Origin of the sequence: Synechococcus sp. MIT S1220 (assembly GCF_047303025.1) — a bacterium.
In the GTDB taxonomy this organism is placed as follows: domain Bacteria; phylum Cyanobacteriota; class Cyanobacteriia; order PCC-6307; family Cyanobiaceae; genus Parasynechococcus.
In genome coordinates this window covers 40,704-57,867 of record NZ_CP138939.1, presented here as the reverse complement: position 1 = coordinate 57,867, position 17,164 = coordinate 40,704, and the positions used below count along the sequence as shown (strand labels likewise).

Sequence of the window (17,164 nt, the reverse complement as noted above, 5' to 3'; positions counted from 1 at the left end):
TTCGCGATTCGCCTCTCCTTATGGAGGGGTTTTTTTTGGGGGTGAATCGCTGCGACCCCAGCCCTGACGCTTTGAGCTCTGCCCACATTGGACGATTATTGTGTGATTAACGCTCCATTAATGCAGAGTGATGGCGTGATTAAGGTTGAGATGAAGTCTGGTCATCCGCTTGCCGATTGGGAGCAATCTGATTCGCTGCATGGTCGCAGGCGTGTATTCCTGGCCAAGACAATCGCTGCATTGATGGGAGCGCTGGGGCTTGTGTTGGTCGGAGTGTTGGTGGTCAACCTGGTGCAAGTGCTGAGTGCTGAATCAGGCGGTATGCCCTTTGCGCAGATCCTTCAGGGTGCAGCAGGTGCTGGGCTGTTCTTTCTTGTCCAGCGAGGTTTGGTTGCCCAGTGGCTTTTGAAGTTGTTTTCTGACCCGGGAAGCCGAATAAAAATATTCATGTTCCCATTGATCGTGTGGCCTTTTTTTCTGCTTTACAGACTCCAGGTTGATGACCTCAAGAGTTATCTTCGGCGAATATCAGAGGGAAGCCTTGTTGAATGGCTTGGCTTTTTATTGTTGCTTTCCTCGGCAATTCTGCTGTGGAGAGCAGCTTTGTCTCAAGGTTCTAGGTTGGTGAGACTGCTTCTTCGATGTGGGGGTGTTGGCTTATTTCTTATTTCCATGGAGGAGATGAGCTGGGGGCAGATGATTTTTAATTGGGGGACGCCAGAATTAATGAATGAGCATAATATTCAGCATGAAACAAATCTGCATAACCTCTCGTTATGGCATGCCCATACCTGGACGATTGCAGCCTGCGTTTTCACCTTGTTGTTTGGATTGTCCGTTGCAGGTTTCGTGCTCCGTCGCCAAGGATCTCTGAAGTTTGGTTCGCCTGCGGATGTGTTGTTTCCGTTGGGTTGTACTGCGAGTTATTTTGGAATTGCTGCTTTGATGTATTGGGGTGTGGTGATGGAGAAATGGGGGGTTGATCTCGTTCTTCTCCACACCAGAGAACAGGAAATCGCTGAGTTCCTGTTCTCAGTGGGTGTGTTCATACATGTGGCTTATTTGTATCTGGGTCATGCTGATTCGGGCTTGCGGCAGAGTGTCAATCCGGATGGCCAGGTCTGACACGTCCAGTTGCTTCCCTCGGCGTCATCTAGCAGCGAGCCTTGCTTTTTCGGCGAGGAGCCCCAGCCAGGGTCCATCGGATTCAGCAGCAGCGCCGTCCACTTTGATTGGCTCAGCTCCAGATCAGCCCCTTGTTTTGGGAATCCGATCTGCAGCCGCTGGCTGAACTGAGGCACCAGGTAGCTCGTGGTCAGCAGGGCATCGTCTGGTTTTACAAGAGCAATCGCGCTCTTCAGTTCATCCAGCTGGGCCATTCGCTGCAGGTAGGGCCCGGTGAATGCCCAAGGCTTGGCCAGTGCCAGCCAGCAGGCCACCGCCCAGCCGAGAGACCAGGGCAGCATGCGGACCGTTCGCTGGCGCTGCAGTTGTCCATCGATCACGGCAACCACCATCACCACGGCCAGGGGAAGGCTGTAGTGGTGGATCAAGGTCCGATAGCTTGGTGATGCGGACAGCAGGTTCACCAGCAGAAGGGGAACGCCGATCAGCAGGGTTGGAAAGGAGCGGCGTCGCCAGAGCCATGCGCACGGCAGCAAGAGCAGCAGCAGATACGTGAATCCACCGCCCCAGTCCAGGTTCTGAAGACTGGTCAGCGGGTTGGCGCTGAGGTGGCTGAACATGCGTCCAGCAGCTTTCGGTCCTTCCCCGTCCCGAAGCAGGGGATAAAGCCAGCGGCCCAGCAGCAGTAGCCAGCCGAGTGCTATCCCAGCCGCGATTCCACTCCATCGCCAGCGTCGCCGCCAGGCCAGGTCCAGGGCCATTCCTCCAATGATCAGCACCAGCCCATCCCGGGCTCCAAGCAGCAGCAGCAGCAGAACCAACCAGAGGCGAGGGCGCTCCGCCCGCTCGGCCCAGAGCGCCAAGGCGAGGGCTGGCATCACCCAGGTTTCTGGGTGGAAGTCGAACAGGGTGGTATTGAAGACCACTGGTTGAAGCCACCAGAGCATGCAGATCCACCAACAGCGCCGTTCAGGCAGATCGGCCTGCTTCGCTAAACCCCAGAGGGGGATGGCTGTGAGGCTGAGGGCCATGGCCTGGCTGGCCAGCAACCACTGAACCGAGGCAAGGAGCCGGTAGCTCAGCCCGGCTGGATACAGCAGCCAAGCGCCGTGATCGGCCAGCACATGCACCTGTTCCATCGACGAGATGGGCTCAACGCCCTGGCTGATCAGCCAGACCCACTGGTCGAACAGTCCAAGGTCATAGGCATTGCTTTGCAGAAGACCATGGCGCATGGCGCTGCAGATCCATCCGATCGCCCCGAGGCCGATGGCGACAAGCCAAAGCTTGCGAGGAGCCTGCAGCGGAGTGGACGGCATCACGGGCAGTGCCAGAGCTGCCATGCCCCTGGCACCGCCCTCAAGGCAAGCGCACAGCCGTTGGGTTTTCGATCCGCAACCAGCCAGTGCTCCCCCGTCGGAGAATCGGTCTTTCGAAACCGTTTTAGTTCCCGTCCGGCGTACCAGCCCAGCGCTGGCCTTGTTGGCCCCTTGAGCCATACCGGATCGTCTGCTGGGAGTGCTCGGATCTCTGTCGCGACCGGGCGCGGGTCCCAGCTTTCATTGAGCTCCCACAGCCACAGCTTGCTGTGCCACAAGGTCAGCAGCGCCAGGCACCAACCCACCACAAGCAGCAGCAGGCCGCGTTGGCGCCATCGCCCACTGGGGTTTCGCAACAACGGGGCTCCAAGGATCAGCCCCAGGCCACTGCAGAGCAAAGCGTTGCGGGGGAGCTCGGTAGCGGTTGGGGTGAACTGAAGCGTGATGACCAGGATCAACACAGCGAGTCCCAACCCCTGCCAAATCCAGCTCACCCAGCGGGGTTGTCCCAGGTTGAGCAGATCGGTCAGCCCCTCAGCACAGATCAGGGCGATCGGCGGCCACAGCAAATGGCTGTACCACGGCAGTTGTGTGCGCAGGGGAAGGACCATCGCCGCCGTGCCGATCAGAAGGCCCAGTTCCCAGCGTCCCGCGGTTCTTCCTCGGTGACGCCAAGCCCAGTACAACCCTGATGGCAGGAGCAGCAGCCAGGGCCACCCCCCCTCCAGGAGCTCGATCCAGGGTGTCCACCAGCCATGGCCGTCACCAACGCTGCTGGTGACCCGTGCCAGGCCCTGACCTCCCCACATCACCCAGGCGTCGTTGCCTCGAACACTCCAGTGCCAGAGATGCCAACCCAGGCCTGGCAACAGACCAATCAGCAGGGCGCAGCCGTTGCGAACACCCGGCCAGTGGGTTCGACCGCCAAGAACCGCCGCAAGCGGAAGAAATCCAATCAGGGCAGGTGGTTTCAGGAGTAAAATGCCGCTGCAGGCCAGGCCCGCCAGCATGGATCTCCAGAGCTGGTGGCGATTGCCAAGCCAGCTCCACCAGAGCACAAGGCTGCAACTCAGCAAGGTTCCATCGAGCATCGCCAATCGACCGTGTCGGGCCATCGGCAGCAGTGTCATCAGGACGACACCGGCCATAAGCGCTGCTTTCTCACTCCGTCCCTTACTGCCTTCGTCCAGGGCCCGACGCAGCAGAACGATCATCGGCACGGCCAGGCTTGAGAAGGTGGCTGGTAGAAGCCGAACTGAGGCTTCCCCAGCACCCACCCTCCGAATCATTTGGCCCATGGGCCAATGGATCCCTGGTGGTTTGTTGAGGTAGTCCTGGCCCCATTTCATCGGCAGCAGGGTCGTAGTCGAACGGGCCACGCTGGCGACACGTCCCTCATCCCAGTCGCGCAGGGGAAGGTTCCCGAGGCCCGGAAGCCAGAGGCAGAGGGTGAGCATCCAGAGCAGGAGAGGCTGCAGCCATTGACGACCCTCTTGCTCCGGTTGTTGTGCAGGATGCACCACCAACCGGTCAGCTCCGTTATGGTTCAAAAGACCTGATCGCAGTGATGTGATGGCATCCTCGGATCTTCGGATCTGAGAACGCCATCGAATACAGCACCGGCGTTCAACAATCCACTCAGGAGGAGGTGTTCATGAAATCCAGTTCTCTCAAGCAGGGTCTGCTGATCGCGGAGAACGCCGGCTGAACGGCGCCTTCTGACTGATCATCCGGTTCCGCGGCACATGCGGACTCGGCGAGAGCCCCCGGCCGGTTTACCGGTCGGGGGCATCGTTTTTTTGTACTGACTTAAGGAACTGATTCAACGAACTGATTTGTGGCGTTGGCGTGGATCGCGCGGCAGGGGCTTGGCGAGTTCCTGATCCAAGGTCGCTTCCAAAGTCGGATTCCGTGCACCAGCCCGTTCCAATGCCACGACACCGTCCTTGAAGGCCTGCACGGCATAGAGGCTGCGTTCCTCGTTAAGCCAGTTCTGACTGTTCCGCAGCTGTTTCCAGTCACCACCGAAGGCTGCGCCGTATCGCCGAAGCATGTCCAGATCGACGGCGATCCAGGTCACGGGTTGGCGGACACCCTGACGGTCCAGGTAGGTAGTATCAAATGGAAACCGCACCAGCACTTCACGCCGGGCCAGTAGCGGCACCAGGTGTGTGTTGGCTGAGACGGTCGCATCCGCCGGAATGACTCCGAGGACCGATCTGGCCGCATGGCCGTGCTGCCATTGCTCGACCGCTGTGCTGTGCACCCAGGGATCAATGCTGTCAGGCACGAGGGCTGAAAGGCTTCGGTGCGGGTTGCTGCTGAAGGCCAGCACAAGGGACAACACCAGACAGGATCTCCAGATCCCGCGGAGGCGTGGGCCCGGTTCCGACCTGTCCCGCCTGGCCCACCAGAACACTGTCCCCATGGCGAATCCCGGCACAACGAGCAGGGTGTAACGAATGGTGATCGAGAGGGGGTCGTTCGCGCCTTGGGCGAGGAAGAGCCCCAGGAGGCTCGGGCCTGCTAGGAGCCAGGCATCGATGCTGATCAGAGGAACAAACAGAAACGGGAGCGCGTGTCCCAGCAGGTAGAGCACTGTCTGACCCGGCGGATCGATCAGTTCCTTTAGGAGAAGGAGAGGTTGCTGAAGTGCCTGCTGGATGAGGCCGAGGCTGCTGCTGCTCTGGACGCCATCGCTTTCGAGATATTGGCCGAAGTTTTCCACCATGAAGCGCTTCGCGTTGTCATCTGAGAACAACGGCATCAGAACGTTGGTGCAGATCAGCACCCAGCCGCCTCCCCAAAGCATCAACACGAGCGCCAGAGCCCAGCGCTCGCGTTCCCTGATCAGAAGCCAGATCCCGATTGCCACGAGCAACACCCCTGTGTCTTCACGGATCAGGGGGATGAGCAGAGCCGAGATGGCGATCAGCCAGCGTCGGCGTTCGATCAACCCGAGCATCAGGGTGAACACGGCCAGCGGCAGTTGACAGAGATCGGTGAAATTGCCGAGCGTCGGGCCGATCAGTGCTTGTCCTGCGAAGTAGCCGTATCCGATCCAGTTGGCCATCGCGGGCTTCATCACGCCAGAGGCGATGCGGTGGAGCACCAGCCCAGCCGCGGTGATCAATCCGACCTGGACCAACGGGAGCGCTGCTGGACCGATGCATGCAAAAAGCGGAGCCCAGAGCAACAGCGTGGGAGTGAAGTGCTGGCCGAGGCGTTCGTAATCGACGGAGGGGGGGTGCCCGGCGTGAATGACGTTGGTCGACAGTTGGGAGGAAAGAGTGCTTTCAAAGGGATGCCCCTGGAGGCTGTTCCAAAGCACTTGCTGAAAAATGCCCTGGTCGTAACTGGCAAGGAGAACATGCGATCGCCAGGCATGCAGCAGCAGGGCTAGCCCTGCGAAAATCCCTGCAGCGCATAAAATTTTTCGATTTTCGGGTCGGATCATGGGTCGCACGACCTGAGCTGGTGTTCGTTGATCAGCGAATGACCATCGTCAGCGTTGAACATCCCAACTCTTCGGTCAGTTTTGTAGCGATTGATGCAAGTCGGGAGAAACACCGTCACATTGCCCGTTGGTTAAGCCGACGTAACTGCTTCAAAATTCGCTTGGGCGCGTTGCGTCTATTTTCCGTGTGAGGACCATCCATGAAGCTTTTCCAGCAATTGCTGGTGGCTCCGGCAGCTCTCGGCCTTCTGGCCCCTGTCGCCGCCAATGCAGCTGACATCAATGTTGATGCAATGGCTGAGTATGCCCCTTCCAGCCGGAAGGAGCAGGTCACCAGCATCACTCAGTTTTCTGACGTCTACCCGACCGACTGGGCTTACCAGGCACTGGCCAACCTGATCGAGCGTTACGGCTGCGTCGCCGGCTATCCCAACGGCACCTTCAGCGGCAACCGGGCGATGACCCGTTACGAGGCTGCCGCTCTGCTGAACTCCTGCCTCGACAGCGTCACTGAATTAACTGACGATCTTGCTCGTCTGATCAAGGAATTCGAGCGTGAGCTGGCGATCATCCGCGGCCGCGTTGACGGTCTGGAAGCCCGCGTCGGCGAACTGGAAGCCACCCAGTTCTCCACCACCACCAAGCTGAAAGGTTCCACCCATTGGGTGTTTGGTGCAGCGAAATATCATGGTTCTGGCAAGGACGCGATGGCAGCCGCGGCTGGTGCCACCACGTTCAGCTACGACCTTCGCCTGGCACTTGAAACAAGTTTCACAGGCAAAGATTCTTTGGTCACGCGCCTGCGTTCAGGCAACATGAACAACATCTTCGGTGGAACCGGAGTTGGTCTGTTTGGTCAGGAATACGGTGTTGATACCGGCAACGTTGTTGTCATTGATCGTCTTTTCTACAGCTTCCCTGTTGGAGATGATTTCACCATCGTTGGTGGCCCACGTGTCCGGATGGACAACATGCTGCCACTCTGGCCGAGTGCCTATCCGTCTGATATGACGATGGACTTCTTCACCTATGCAGGTGCTCCAGGTGCTTACAACCTGGCTCTTGGTGGAGGTGCCGGTATTTGGTGGAAGCCTGGTGATTTCAGTATCTCCACCAGCTACCTCTCCACCAACGCCAACAATGGTTGCCCTACCAATGATGGTACTTGTGATGGCGGTGGTATTGGTACTGATGCCGCTGGCATGAGCGCGACAACTCAAATTGCCTATGCGCCAGAAAACTGGGGTATTGCTGCTGCCTACACCAAGGCTTCAGGCAGCAATGGCGTTGGCCTCTACGGCGGAAACGCTACCCGTGGGGCTGAGTTAATGTCCCTCACTGACGGTCAGACCAATTCGTTTGGTGTGAGCGCATGGTGGATGCCTGAAGATTCTGGTTGGATTCCTTCCGTCAGCGGTGGCTGGGGTCTTACAGACATTTCCAGCAGCAGCGTCCCTGGCGTTAATAACGCCACAACCCAGTCCTGGTACGTTGGCCTCGAGTGGTCTGATGTCTTCCTCGAAGGCAACAGCTTCGGTATGGCTGTCGGTCAGCCAACCTTCATCACGGACATCGACGTCAACAACAGCAAGTTTGACGAAGATGACTTCCTCGCTGGTGGTGGTTATGCCTGGGAATTCTTCTACAAGTTCCAGGTCACCGATAACATCACCGTTACCCCTGCAGTCCACTACCTGAGCAAGCCGTTCGCGAACCAGCGTTCCGACAACGATCTCACTGGACTGAGTGGACTTGTGAAGACCACATTCAAGTTCTGATTTCACGGCCCAACTTCGCTTGGGCCTTCAGAATCTTTTTCTCACAAACATGTACACAAAGTCCTCCCTATGGAGGGCTTTTTTATTGCGGTTCACTTGCTGCTTTAACAAGCTGTTTGAGTCAGGAATGGTGAAGTGTCTAATGCTGATCTTATGAATCTTGAATCTTTCGGCCAGCTCCGATAAGTATTTTTGAGTCGGGTCAATATTTAAGAGGATTTGATGATTAATCGTGGGTTTGTTTCTCTGCCTTTCAACGAGTGACGTGATCTCCGTCTTGGCTTCTCCTCCTCCTCTGATCATCATTTTGTTTGGCTGAGTGATCTCATCGTGGCCAGGTTGGTGGCATGAGCGCTCATGCCCAGGTTCGTGTTCGAAAAATGCAATATTTCATGAAAAAGATGCTTTTCGAAGAATCTTTTGCATTAATGAGGGCATCGAATTTATTATTTGCAAAGGGAATATGCTCTTGGAGAGTTTTTTCTCTTTTCATTATCGCGACTCCATCTTTATAAATTAGCAGGTTGTTTTGGCTCTTTGGTGGGGAAAATTCGTAGCGAATGCGGTCCATTCCAGTCAATGCTGTTTTTCATTGGCTTGGCGAAATGCTCGCTCCCTGTCGCTGTCTGTTAATAAAAAAGGATCAGCCGGCGCACGGAGTCTGCGCCCTAAAGATGGCGATCGTCCTCTCGGTCTCGATTGGTTGTTTCTGCGCCGCAGTTGAACCATTGCGATCTCACGTCAAGCTGGGATATGCCTATCGCTTCCGACATCACGGCCTTGATTGGTGGCACACCTTTGGTGCGTCTGAATCGATTGCCCGCCTTGATGTCCTGCCGTGCTGAAATTCTCGCGAAGCTGGAGAGCTTCAATCCCTCCGCGTCGGTGAAGGACCGAATCGCCAGCGCCATGGTGCTGGAAGCGGAGCGAAACGGCACGATCGTGCCCGGCCGAACAGTGTTGGTGGAACCCACCAGCGGCAACACCGGCATCGCTTTGGCGATGGTGGCAGCAGCACGGGGGTATCGGCTGATCCTCACCATGCCCGATTCGATGAGCACTGAGCGACGGGCCATGTTGCGGGCCTACGGCGCTGAGCTTCAGCTCACTGATGGAGCAGATGGCATGACTGGTGCCATTGAATTGGCCAAGGAGCTGGTGGAGGAGATTCCTGAGGCCTATCTGTTGCAGCAGTTCGATAATCCGGCTAACCCCGCGGTGCATGAATGCACCACAGCCGAGGAGATCTGGGCCGATTGCGATGGCCATCTCGATGCCTTTGTCGCCGGAGTTGGTACCGGTGGCACGATCAGTGGCTGCGGCCGGGTGCTCAAGCAGCGCTTGCCTGGGCTTCGATTGGTGGCCGTTGAACCAGCAGCCAGTGCGGTTCTCTCTGGCGGTGCAGCCGGGTGTCATCGCATTCAAGGCATTGGAGCTGGTTTCATCCCGGCGGTGTTGGACCAAACCATCCTTGATGAGGTCATCGCCATTGCGGACGAGCAAGCGATGGAAACGGGTCGGCGCCTGGCGAGGGAGGAGGGATTGCTCTGCGGGATCAGCAGTGGCGCCGCAGTGGCGGCGGCACTAGAGCTAGGACGTAGGCCTGAGATGGAGGGACGCCGGTTGGTGGTGATGCTGGCCAGTTACGGCGAGCGCTACCTCTCCACGCCGATGTTCAGTTCCGGATCAACGCTTCCCGCACGACGGGACGGACAGCTGTGACGATGGAAGCAGTCAATGCAGCTGATGACCGATCCCTATGCCGTTCTGGGGGTGAGCTGCAGCGCTAGCGCTGCTGAGATCAAGGCTGCTTTCCGGCAACTGGTCAAGCAGCACCATCCCGACGCCGGCGGAGATGATCAGCGGATGCTGGCCCTGAATGCGGCCTGGGAGGTGCTCGGCGACCCCGAGCGGCGTCAGGCCTTCGACCGCAACCGCACGTCGAAGGTCCCGTCGGGACGGGGTTCGGCGCAGGATTTCCGCCGGGCCCGCAGCACCGGCGGGCAGGGGGCTGCCGCCGACGATGCCCTGGCGATCTGGCTGCGACAGGTTTACACCCCAATCGATCGACTGCTGGGGGAGGTGATCAATCCATTCCCGGCCCAGCTGAAGGCACTGTCGGGGGATCCTTACGACGATGTGCTGATGGACAGCTTCTGCACCTATATCGAAACCAGCATGAAGAAGCTGGACCGGGCCAAGCAGCTGTTCCAGTCCTTGCCCACACCCAACTCCGCCCGCGGCTTCGGGCTGAGCGTTTACCACTGCTTCTCGGAGTTGGAAGACGGAATCAGGGAGCTGGAGCGTTACACCATGGGCTATGTGGATAGTTATCTGCACGACGGTCGCGAGATGCTTCGGGAAGCCAAACAGCGGCGCAAGCGGCTTCAGGATGAGCGGCGGCGGCTCGAGATCGTGTGAAGCGCTCCTGGTTGTTCTGGCTTGGCGTGGGTGTGATCTGGTTGCTGGCCACAGCCTGCGACCGGCTTTGGTGGTCTCTGCAGAGCGGTGTTCCGGCTTGGGATCAAGCGGACTACCTCAACAGTGCCCTCGACCACGGCCGTGCCCTTGGTCTCCTGCCTGGTGGCCGTTGGCAAGGTTGGCAGGCGTTGCTGGACCTTTCCCCGAAGATCCCACCCCTGGCGTCGCTGGTGAACGGCACGGTGATGGCTTTGGCGGGGGATGCTCCAGCTGAGGCGGCCTGGAGCCTGAGCCTCTGGCATGGCCTGCTGCTTGTGGCTGTGGCCGGCTGGGGACTCCATCTCATGGGTCCCGGCTTTGCGCTGTTGGCCTGCACCCTCACTGCGATTACGCCGGCGTTGCTGGAACTGCGCAGCGACTATGTGCTCGAGATGCCGCTGACAGCGGTTTGCACTCTGGCGTTGTGGCGGCTCTGTCGTTGGTGTGATCCAGAGGATGGTGGCGGCTGGGCTCAGGCCTGGGCTGCCACCCTGGCGGCTCTGGCGGCATTGCTGGTCAAGCAAAGCGCCCTGTTGGTGCTGCTGCCGGTGGGATTGTGGACGGCCGGAATCGCTTGGCGGCGTCGCGGTCGCTGGTGGCGCCAGGCTGCACTTTTGCCGCTGCTCACCGTGGCGTTGGTCGGTCCCTGGCTGCGCCACAACTGGATCACCACAATCGGTGGCACCAATCGAGCCGTGTTCGAGTCCGCTGCCAAGGAAGGGGATCCATCGCTGTTGAGCCTCGAAAGCTGGCTTTGGTATCCCCGCCTTTTGCCGGAGCAGCTCGGGGGCGTTCTGCTGATTGTGGGGATGGCTGGTCTGCTGATGCTGCTGTGGCCGCGAGGCCGTTGGCCGCAGGCTTTGACGCACAGCTGGAGCTGGAGCTGGCGCTGGTTGCTGGTGAACCTGTTGCTCGCTTGGTTGTTCACCAACCTCAGTCCCAACAAAAGCGATCGGTACATCACTCCCCTGTTGCCGATGCTGGTGCTTCTGCTGGCGCGGGGCTGGTGGCAGTGGGGTGTGATCTTGCGCGATCGGCAGCGATACCTGGCTCCCTTCGCCCTTCTCTCCGGATTGCTGGCCTGCTTGCCAGCGGGACTGGGACTGCAGCGGGCGCGGCTTGCTGATCGTCCCCATGGGCCGCTGGACGATGTGGTGCAGGCAGCGGGGGGCGGTGATCCGGATCAACAGCCCCGCACCTTGATCGTTGTGCCCAGCACCCCTGATCTCAATCAGCACAACGTCAGCTTTTACGGCAGACGCAACGGCGGCCAGCTGGTGGGCCGCCAACTTGGTGGACGTCGCAGCGACCGGGAGCCCGTGCTGCAGCGGGCCGAGTGGGTACTGCTGGCGGAAGGCGATCAGGGTTCGGTGCGCAAGGCAGCCCGTCGGCTAGACCGTGCCGTGCGCCGCAGCGGGAGGTTTACAGCGGTGGGGCGCTTTCCTCGACCGAAGGGTGGCAGTTACTCCCTCTGGAGGCGGGCCGATCAGGCGGCTGGCGATGATTTCGCCGCAGCATTCCCGGCCCTTGCGGTAGGGCTCGCTGAGGGACCTGCCGGTCTCGATCCAGTGTTCGCCGCAGTGGGTCGTGAGCACATGCTTGATGGCCATTTCCGTTACCGCGCCAGTGTTCAGAGGAAGGCAGAGCAACGGCTTCGCGAGAATCCTGAAGACGCAGGGGCCCGCTGGAGCCTGGCCCTCTTGGCGGTTCTGGCCAACCGACCCACGCAAGCAGCTGATCAGTTTGCGGCATTGCAGGAGCTGCTGCCTGACAATCCATGGCCCGCGGCCTATCGCAGTGTGGTCACGCTGGCTGGCTGGAATCCCTGGTTGGCTGCCCACGTGGCTGATGCCGCCAACGCACAAACACCGGACCCGTTGCTGGCTGCACTTGCTGATCTGAGCGGAGTTCTGGGCGGTGCGATCTGGCGATTGCCATCCGCGCTTCAGACCGTTCCCGAAGCAGTGCAGCGGGTGGAGACGGCACTCGAATCAGACGCGACAACGGATCAGGACCAGGGATCGCGTTGATCGGGGCAGAACAATGGAACTAAATCAGTTCATGCTTTGCAAATTGTTTGTGATGACTTGATTCACTTGAAGATCGATCAGGCGTTGCCTTGTTTGTTGTTGTTTGACGCATCTTGGTCGCCGATGCATTTGAAATTATTAGGGGCCGATTTTATTTCTTTTGGTTGGATTAGAGGTTCAGCGTGAGCAAAGAGATGCCAGGCGCTCTTCCAGCCGTGAACCCTCTGAGTTTTCAGGCTTACCAGGATCAAGGGATCGTTGATCACCGGCTAGCTTTTTCAGGTGATTTTTTTGTGCGATGAAGCTTTTTCTGCTCGCATCACTGCTCGTTGCATCGTCATCCGCTGCTGCTTTGGCTCAATGCAGGAATGGATGGTGCAAGGGCGGTTGCGCTGTCAATCAGGACAGCTGCGCTTATGTAAAGCCCTTGAACAGAGCCTACCCAATCCGAAGGGTGAAACATACGAATGATGCAACACACATCATGGATTTTGATTGTCAGCAATCAAGATGGAGAATTGTGTGGGAAGACGGCTCTCTGGATCCTTGGATCGATGTCAACCCAGGAACGGTGATGGAGGTTACATTCGAAGTTGCGTGTACTGATTGAGGTGCCTTGATTGTCCGGTTCGGTTCGGTCCAGTCCGGTCGTTGCCGGACCGGACCTCCCATTCGTCCTTTTGATAAAGATTGGCCGATTGGCTTCAATATGAAAAAAGCTGGTTCATCCTTTGGCAGCCAAGATTGTTTCAGCAGCCTGGTCGCGAGACCATTACTGCTCAGATGAATTGAGAACCGAGAACATGGTGACGACAGTCTTTCGTGATCGAGAGGAGGGATGAAACTTGCTTTCCTTGCAGTCGCTGGAACGTTGTTTCTAGGAGTATCTCCGGTGCTTGCTGAGGAGCCCGAGCACGACTGTTATGAAACAAAGGCGAAACACGTTGTTTGTTGGACGGTGATTACTGGCAATCAATACGCCGTTGCTGTGACGACAGCCGATGGACAACAGTCAGATGTTGGCGTTCTCATTCCCAATATCCTTTTGATTGACTGTGATGCGGGGCGGTGGCGTGGAAGAGGTACGCTCCCAAAGGAGAGTGCGGGAATGATGGCGAAAGCTTTTTGCAAAGATCTTGAAAAGGGGCAGTACCAAGATCTTTGAGGTTACGCCCGCTTCTTTTTGCTTGCTGGTGATTTTGGTGGACTGGCTTCAGTATCAATCCCTCAGCCAATAGATACGCGCACCGGAGTTAAAATTGGCGAGTTGTTCCCAGGTTGATGTGAATGTGTGGTTGTGGCGGGAGCGTGCATGTTCTTTCCCCCAGGGGTTCATGATTGTGAATGTGTCTGTGTCGGTGTTGAACCCAGTTATGGTGTAGGCATGAGCAGGGATGAAATTGACTTTTCCATTCACATCGGTGGTGTTGGCTCTAGAGCCTAGATAAAAGTTTTTGCCTTGTTTGGCGAGCTCGATGATTTCAGCACGTTGACGATGATTGTCTGCATTAAGACGGGTGTGTGTAAATGGTTGGCCTGTGATGTGAAACAGAGGATCTCCCTGTCCGCCTTCAATGGATGCATAGGAGTTGCGGCCATTCCGGGATGCGTTTCTCAAGAAGCCACCGATCTCATTGGCCTGGGCATACCCTTTTTCCAGCAGAGCAACCCAGGTTTCTCCATCTAGCGCATGCGAACTGTTCCCTGAAGCAAATCGGGTGCTGTGATTTTGAGTTGGTACTTGATTGTCAACGGTTGTCCAGATGGCTTGTCCATTGTCATGCCGATAGAAGCGCACGCCATAGGTTCCATCTCCGTTATCGATAAAATTATTTTGAATAAGATCAGGCTTATTGTTTGCGATTGCGATTGCTGAACTCAGTAAATAGCAGGTGCCTGCCTTGCCTTGGTTGATGTCGTGTCCACTGATTCCATCGACAAACAAATCTCCCCTCATCGCACCGTAATTGAAATATGTTCTTATACCTTTGTCTTCAACAAAGTTGCTCGGCCGGTCGAGGCCTCCATACCACTTATTCACCAGGCTGGCCATATGCTCCTCACTGCTGCCGTCTTGCAGGTTGCCAAGCGTCGTTCGCGAGTTTTGGCCACCTGTCCACCATTGGTTGGCTGGATTGCCCCCCACCACGGCATTGAACAGATACGACTCGTACTGCTTGGTGTCTGAATTCAAATACGTGGGCAATGACGATTGGAGGCTTTGCAGATCGTCGAGTTCGTTGTTGGTGATGCCATCGCGTCCTGCTGTCAGGAGAAGTTCACGGATCTCCTGGCGGTCAAGGATCGCGTCATCGAGCTGACGGCTGAGCAGGTTGTCGAGGGTCATGTCATCCAGCACCGGGCGGTCCGTCGTTTCCGCCTGGTCGAGGGCGATGGTCTGTCCGGTGATCTGGTCCTCTCCAGCCAATACTTTGGTGTTCAGGGCTGGCTGCTCTGGAGCCTGGGTGTTGATCAGCTCAGAGGAATCCCCAAGCATCGAGGCGTCAACAATCACAGCCTCGTCGTCTTGATGGAGCTCGGTGATCAGAACTGGAGTGGTGTCAAACATGGTGCTGGTGCCGATGTCTGCACCATCTCCACCGCGTTGGTTGAGCGCTTGTGGACTTCGCTATTCGTTCCCGGTGGGTTAGTGGTGAAAACGAAGTGAGCGATTCAGTGCTGTTTCAGCCCTGGAGTCGTGATCGGGAGAACGGCGGTTGATGCTGTGATAAACCTCACAACGATCGCTGACTCAGGTCATCGAGGGGCGCAGTGATTTCGGCGATCTTGTGTGCATCGGGGGAACACACAACCCGACATATCAACGTCCTAATTTCAAAGTCATGGAACTCACTCTTGATCAACTTCAATCAGCCAATGGTGGCGTCGCCATGGGGCCAGACGGCAAAGGTTGTACAGAACGCGACTTCTACCCTTATGGGGATATTCTCAAAGATTTCAAGCCTGTAATGCCACGTCGGCGTGGCGGCAAATCTATTCTGCCAGATCGGTTCTAATCGATTGATTGATCTCATTCACCATTTAATACTCAAACAATGAACAACACTGAACTTTCCATCGAACAGCTCGAAACCTGCGCCGGTGGAGCTGCCTGGATGATTCCCGCTGGCTACATCATTGCCAAGGAAGGCACGAAGGCCATCTGCTTCTACAAGGATCTGGCCAAGAACCTTTCGGATGGTAAATGTGTCGGTGCTGCAGTTGTGGCGGCTGGTCACAGCTCAGGAACAATCGATAAAGACTGAAGCGCTTGATCACTAATCAAAACCCTGCCAGTATTGGCAGGGTTTTGTATTGACTTTGTATGGCCTATTAAAAAAATGCCTGATGTGAATATCTTGCTTGATTCCTGAGTTTTTGAATGCTGCATGTCTACTCACCTTTCCAGATCAACATGTCTCAAGAGTCTCCATAGGGCAATGATTTGATGAAGCCAGAAGATTTGTCTCGCGATGGCAGAGCCATGTCTATGCCCGTCAAACGTTGAGAAGATTGATGGTTATTGAATTCTTGGTTGGTTGGCTCAAGCATTTTAGTTTGGCAGTGAATCGCCGTATTGGATCGCTCCGGGAAGCTGACCGTTCGACGAAGGAAATGCTCAGATCGGTGTAGCTTTTTTGGTGGATTGTAGATAATGATGGCTGAACGATTGCATGAATGTAGTAGTGGTGACTGCCACCTCTGTTTCGCAGCCGGAAGAAGTAATGATTAACACTTACCGTGACCCTAATCTCTTGCTGGTCCATCATTGTGTCCTCAAGCAAAGGGGGCACTGAGGTCATCTGTAGCTCCGCTTGTATCAGGGGAGCCTTCCTCGTCATCACCAGCATCCTCGTCAGTGACGAGGGCTTGCTTCTTCTTGCCTCCACATCCGTTGTCTCTGGACTTGCCTGCAAAGCTGATGCAATCGTCGTTTGTTTCAACTGCTAAGACAGTGGTCATAAGGCATTGAAGCTGTTGCCCTTGTCATCAGTGCGCGCTTCTGTGCGCGTGCTGCTTCGATTGCTGAAGCTTCAACAGGGACCCAGTGCTCTGGATTCCCCTATGCATTGGCAGTCAGACGGAGAAGGCCAGTCTTCAAGAGTTTTACTGCCTAGTTTGGCTGCCACAATTGTAATCAACATGCCGAAGTGGGAAGGCGCGTGGTATATATCTTTAAGCGCCTGGAGTTGATTTTTTGCTGTTATCACTCATTTTCAGTCTTTATTGGCTATTGCATTGATGCTTGGCGTAGCTAATGCTCGGTAAAAGATGCTTTTCGCTTGCTATGCACTGGATGGAGCGCTAGTTGCCAATAGCGCGGATCGTATATAAATCTTTTTTAGATCCTATGGACAGAAAGAAGTATGGCTATTGCGGCTTTTCTTAGAAAGGATTTGGGAACTCTTCGCTGGGCTTTGTGGATTCTTCAAGCGCACCTGATAAGCATTCGGCTTCTGCAGTGCGAAAGCCAGCCAACCAGCCACCATCTAAGCCAGGTTGAGCAGACCATCGTTTGTATTGTTCGTCCGTTACCTCGCCGGAGTCCAGAAGACTGCAGATGGCCATTTGCATAGAAACGCCTGACAAATATTCACATAAAACTTGGTTGTCACCCGCACACATTCGTACAAGTCTATCTCGGTATTGATCGGCAGAAGCCGCTGCTGGCACGAACAGAGCCATGCTGAACAGTAAAACCAGGGCTCGCATTTGGTATCTGAAACCTGACAAGATCGTAGCGTGTTTATAGTCGATTCAAGCAGCTATTAATACCAATGATCTACGCAGCTATTGAAGCCTCTGTATTTGCCAATCTTGCTTTCATTGACCCAGCATAGGCCTAAGGCTATGGCGAAGCATTCAATTGTTCAAGCGCATGATTAGTAACCCTCGTGTAGCTGATATGAGAGCTAACAAGTGAATCGGCTTTGTGCATCTCTTTGGTTACACATTCTTCAAACACTCTCGCAATCTTAGTGATGGCGTGAGCTT

16 protein-coding genes are annotated in these 17,164 nt (G+C 56.2%); 10 read left to right on the top strand and 6 right to left on the bottom strand.

Features of this window, described 5'->3' with window-relative positions; translation table 11 throughout:
* Positions 1 to 273 precede the first annotated feature (273 nt).
* Positions 274 to 1,125: a hypothetical protein gene (locus SIB64_RS00295; protein ID WP_413442792.1), complete on the top strand. Its 852-nt coding sequence runs from the start codon at positions 274 to 276 to the stop codon at positions 1,123 to 1,125.
* On the opposite strand, the gene SIB64_RS00290 is transcribed toward SIB64_RS00295, so the two are convergent.
* The 3 genes from SIB64_RS00290 to SIB64_RS00280 form a co-directional block, all read right to left on the bottom strand.
* Positions 1,074 to 2,468 carry a DUF2079 domain-containing protein gene (locus tag SIB64_RS00290; RefSeq protein WP_413441369.1) on the bottom strand — a complete coding sequence of 465 codons (1,395 nt, stop codon included), beginning with the start codon at positions 2,466 to 2,468 and terminating at the stop codon, positions 1,074 to 1,076. The genes SIB64_RS00295 and SIB64_RS00290 overlap by 52 nt on opposite strands.
* The gene (locus tag SIB64_RS00285) at positions 2,444 to 3,967 is read right to left on the bottom strand and encodes an ArnT family glycosyltransferase (RefSeq protein ID WP_413442791.1); all 1,524 of its coding nucleotides are present in this window, start codon (positions 3,965 to 3,967) and stop codon (positions 2,444 to 2,446) included. Before SIB64_RS00285 ends, SIB64_RS00290 begins: the two co-directional genes overlap by 25 nt.
* 299 nt (positions 3,968 to 4,266) lie before the next feature.
* Entirely contained in the window at positions 4,267 to 5,901 is a 1,635-nt protein-coding gene (locus SIB64_RS00280; RefSeq protein WP_413441368.1) for a DUF2079 domain-containing protein, read from the bottom strand.
* A gap of 38 nt (positions 5,902 to 5,939) precedes the next feature.
* Between SIB64_RS00280 and SIB64_RS00275 the strand changes: the two genes are divergently transcribed.
* From SIB64_RS00275 to SIB64_RS00245, 7 genes are all read left to right on the top strand, one after another.
* A complete protein-coding gene (locus tag SIB64_RS00275; protein ID WP_413441367.1) occupies positions 5,940 to 6,092 on the top strand; it encodes a hypothetical protein in 153 nt (50 codons plus the stop codon).
* Positions 6,093 to 6,101: 9 nt separating this feature from the next.
* Entirely contained in the window at positions 6,102 to 7,679 is a 1,578-nt protein-coding gene (locus SIB64_RS00270; protein WP_413441366.1) for an iron uptake porin, read from the top strand.
* A 592-nt stretch (positions 7,680 to 8,271) separates the two neighbouring features.
* Positions 8,272 to 8,403, top strand: coding sequence for a hypothetical protein (locus SIB64_RS00265; protein ID WP_413441365.1), 132 nt, complete (start codon positions 8,272 to 8,274; stop codon positions 8,401 to 8,403).
* Between the two features lie 29 nt (positions 8,404 to 8,432).
* Complete coding sequence (cysK, locus tag SIB64_RS00260) at positions 8,433 to 9,401, top strand: cysteine synthase A (protein WP_413441364.1); 969 nt, start codon at positions 8,433 to 8,435, stop codon at positions 9,399 to 9,401.
* Positions 9,402 to 9,425: 24 nt separating this feature from the next.
* Positions 9,426 to 10,100: a J domain-containing protein gene (locus tag SIB64_RS00255; RefSeq protein ID WP_413441363.1), complete on the top strand. Its 675-nt coding sequence runs from the start codon at positions 9,426 to 9,428 to the stop codon at positions 10,098 to 10,100.
* On the top strand, positions 10,097 to 12,169 hold the full coding sequence (locus SIB64_RS00250) for a phospholipid carrier-dependent glycosyltransferase (RefSeq protein ID WP_413441362.1): 2,073 nt from the start codon (positions 10,097 to 10,099) through the stop codon (positions 12,167 to 12,169). Before SIB64_RS00255 ends, SIB64_RS00250 begins: the two co-directional genes overlap by 4 nt.
* An 838-nt stretch (positions 12,170 to 13,007) precedes the next feature.
* Positions 13,008 to 13,334, top strand: coding sequence for a hypothetical protein (locus SIB64_RS00245; protein WP_413441361.1), 327 nt, complete (start codon positions 13,008 to 13,010; stop codon positions 13,332 to 13,334).
* A 54-nt stretch (positions 13,335 to 13,388) separates the two neighbouring features.
* On the opposite strand, the gene SIB64_RS00240 is transcribed toward SIB64_RS00245, so the two are convergent.
* Positions 13,389 to 14,738, bottom strand: a complete 1,350-nt coding sequence (locus SIB64_RS00240) for a C2 family cysteine protease (RefSeq protein ID WP_413441360.1) — start codon at positions 14,736 to 14,738, stop codon at positions 13,389 to 13,391.
* A gap of 274 nt (positions 14,739 to 15,012) precedes the next feature.
* Here SIB64_RS00240 and SIB64_RS00235 point away from each other — a divergent pair, with 274 nt between their 5' ends.
* Both SIB64_RS00235 and SIB64_RS00230 read left to right on the top strand, forming a co-directional pair.
* Positions 15,013 to 15,186 carry a CCRG-2 family RiPP gene (locus SIB64_RS00235; protein ID WP_413441359.1) on the top strand — a complete coding sequence of 58 codons (174 nt, stop codon included), beginning with the start codon at positions 15,013 to 15,015 and terminating at the stop codon, positions 15,184 to 15,186.
* 39 nt (positions 15,187 to 15,225) lie between these two features.
* A complete protein-coding gene (locus SIB64_RS00230) occupies positions 15,226 to 15,435 on the top strand; it encodes a CCRG-2 family RiPP (RefSeq protein WP_413441358.1) in 210 nt (69 codons plus the stop codon).
* 511 nt (positions 15,436 to 15,946) lie between these two features.
* On the opposite strand, the gene SIB64_RS00225 is transcribed toward SIB64_RS00230, so the two are convergent.
* Both SIB64_RS00225 and SIB64_RS00220 read right to left on the bottom strand, forming a co-directional pair.
* Entirely contained in the window at positions 15,947 to 16,132 is a 186-nt protein-coding gene (locus SIB64_RS00225) for a hypothetical protein (protein ID WP_413441357.1), read from the bottom strand.
* A gap of 423 nt (positions 16,133 to 16,555) precedes the next feature.
* Entirely contained in the window at positions 16,556 to 16,855 is a 300-nt protein-coding gene (locus SIB64_RS00220) for a hypothetical protein (RefSeq protein WP_413441356.1), read from the bottom strand.
* Between the last annotated feature and the right edge of the window lie 309 nt (positions 16,856 to 17,164).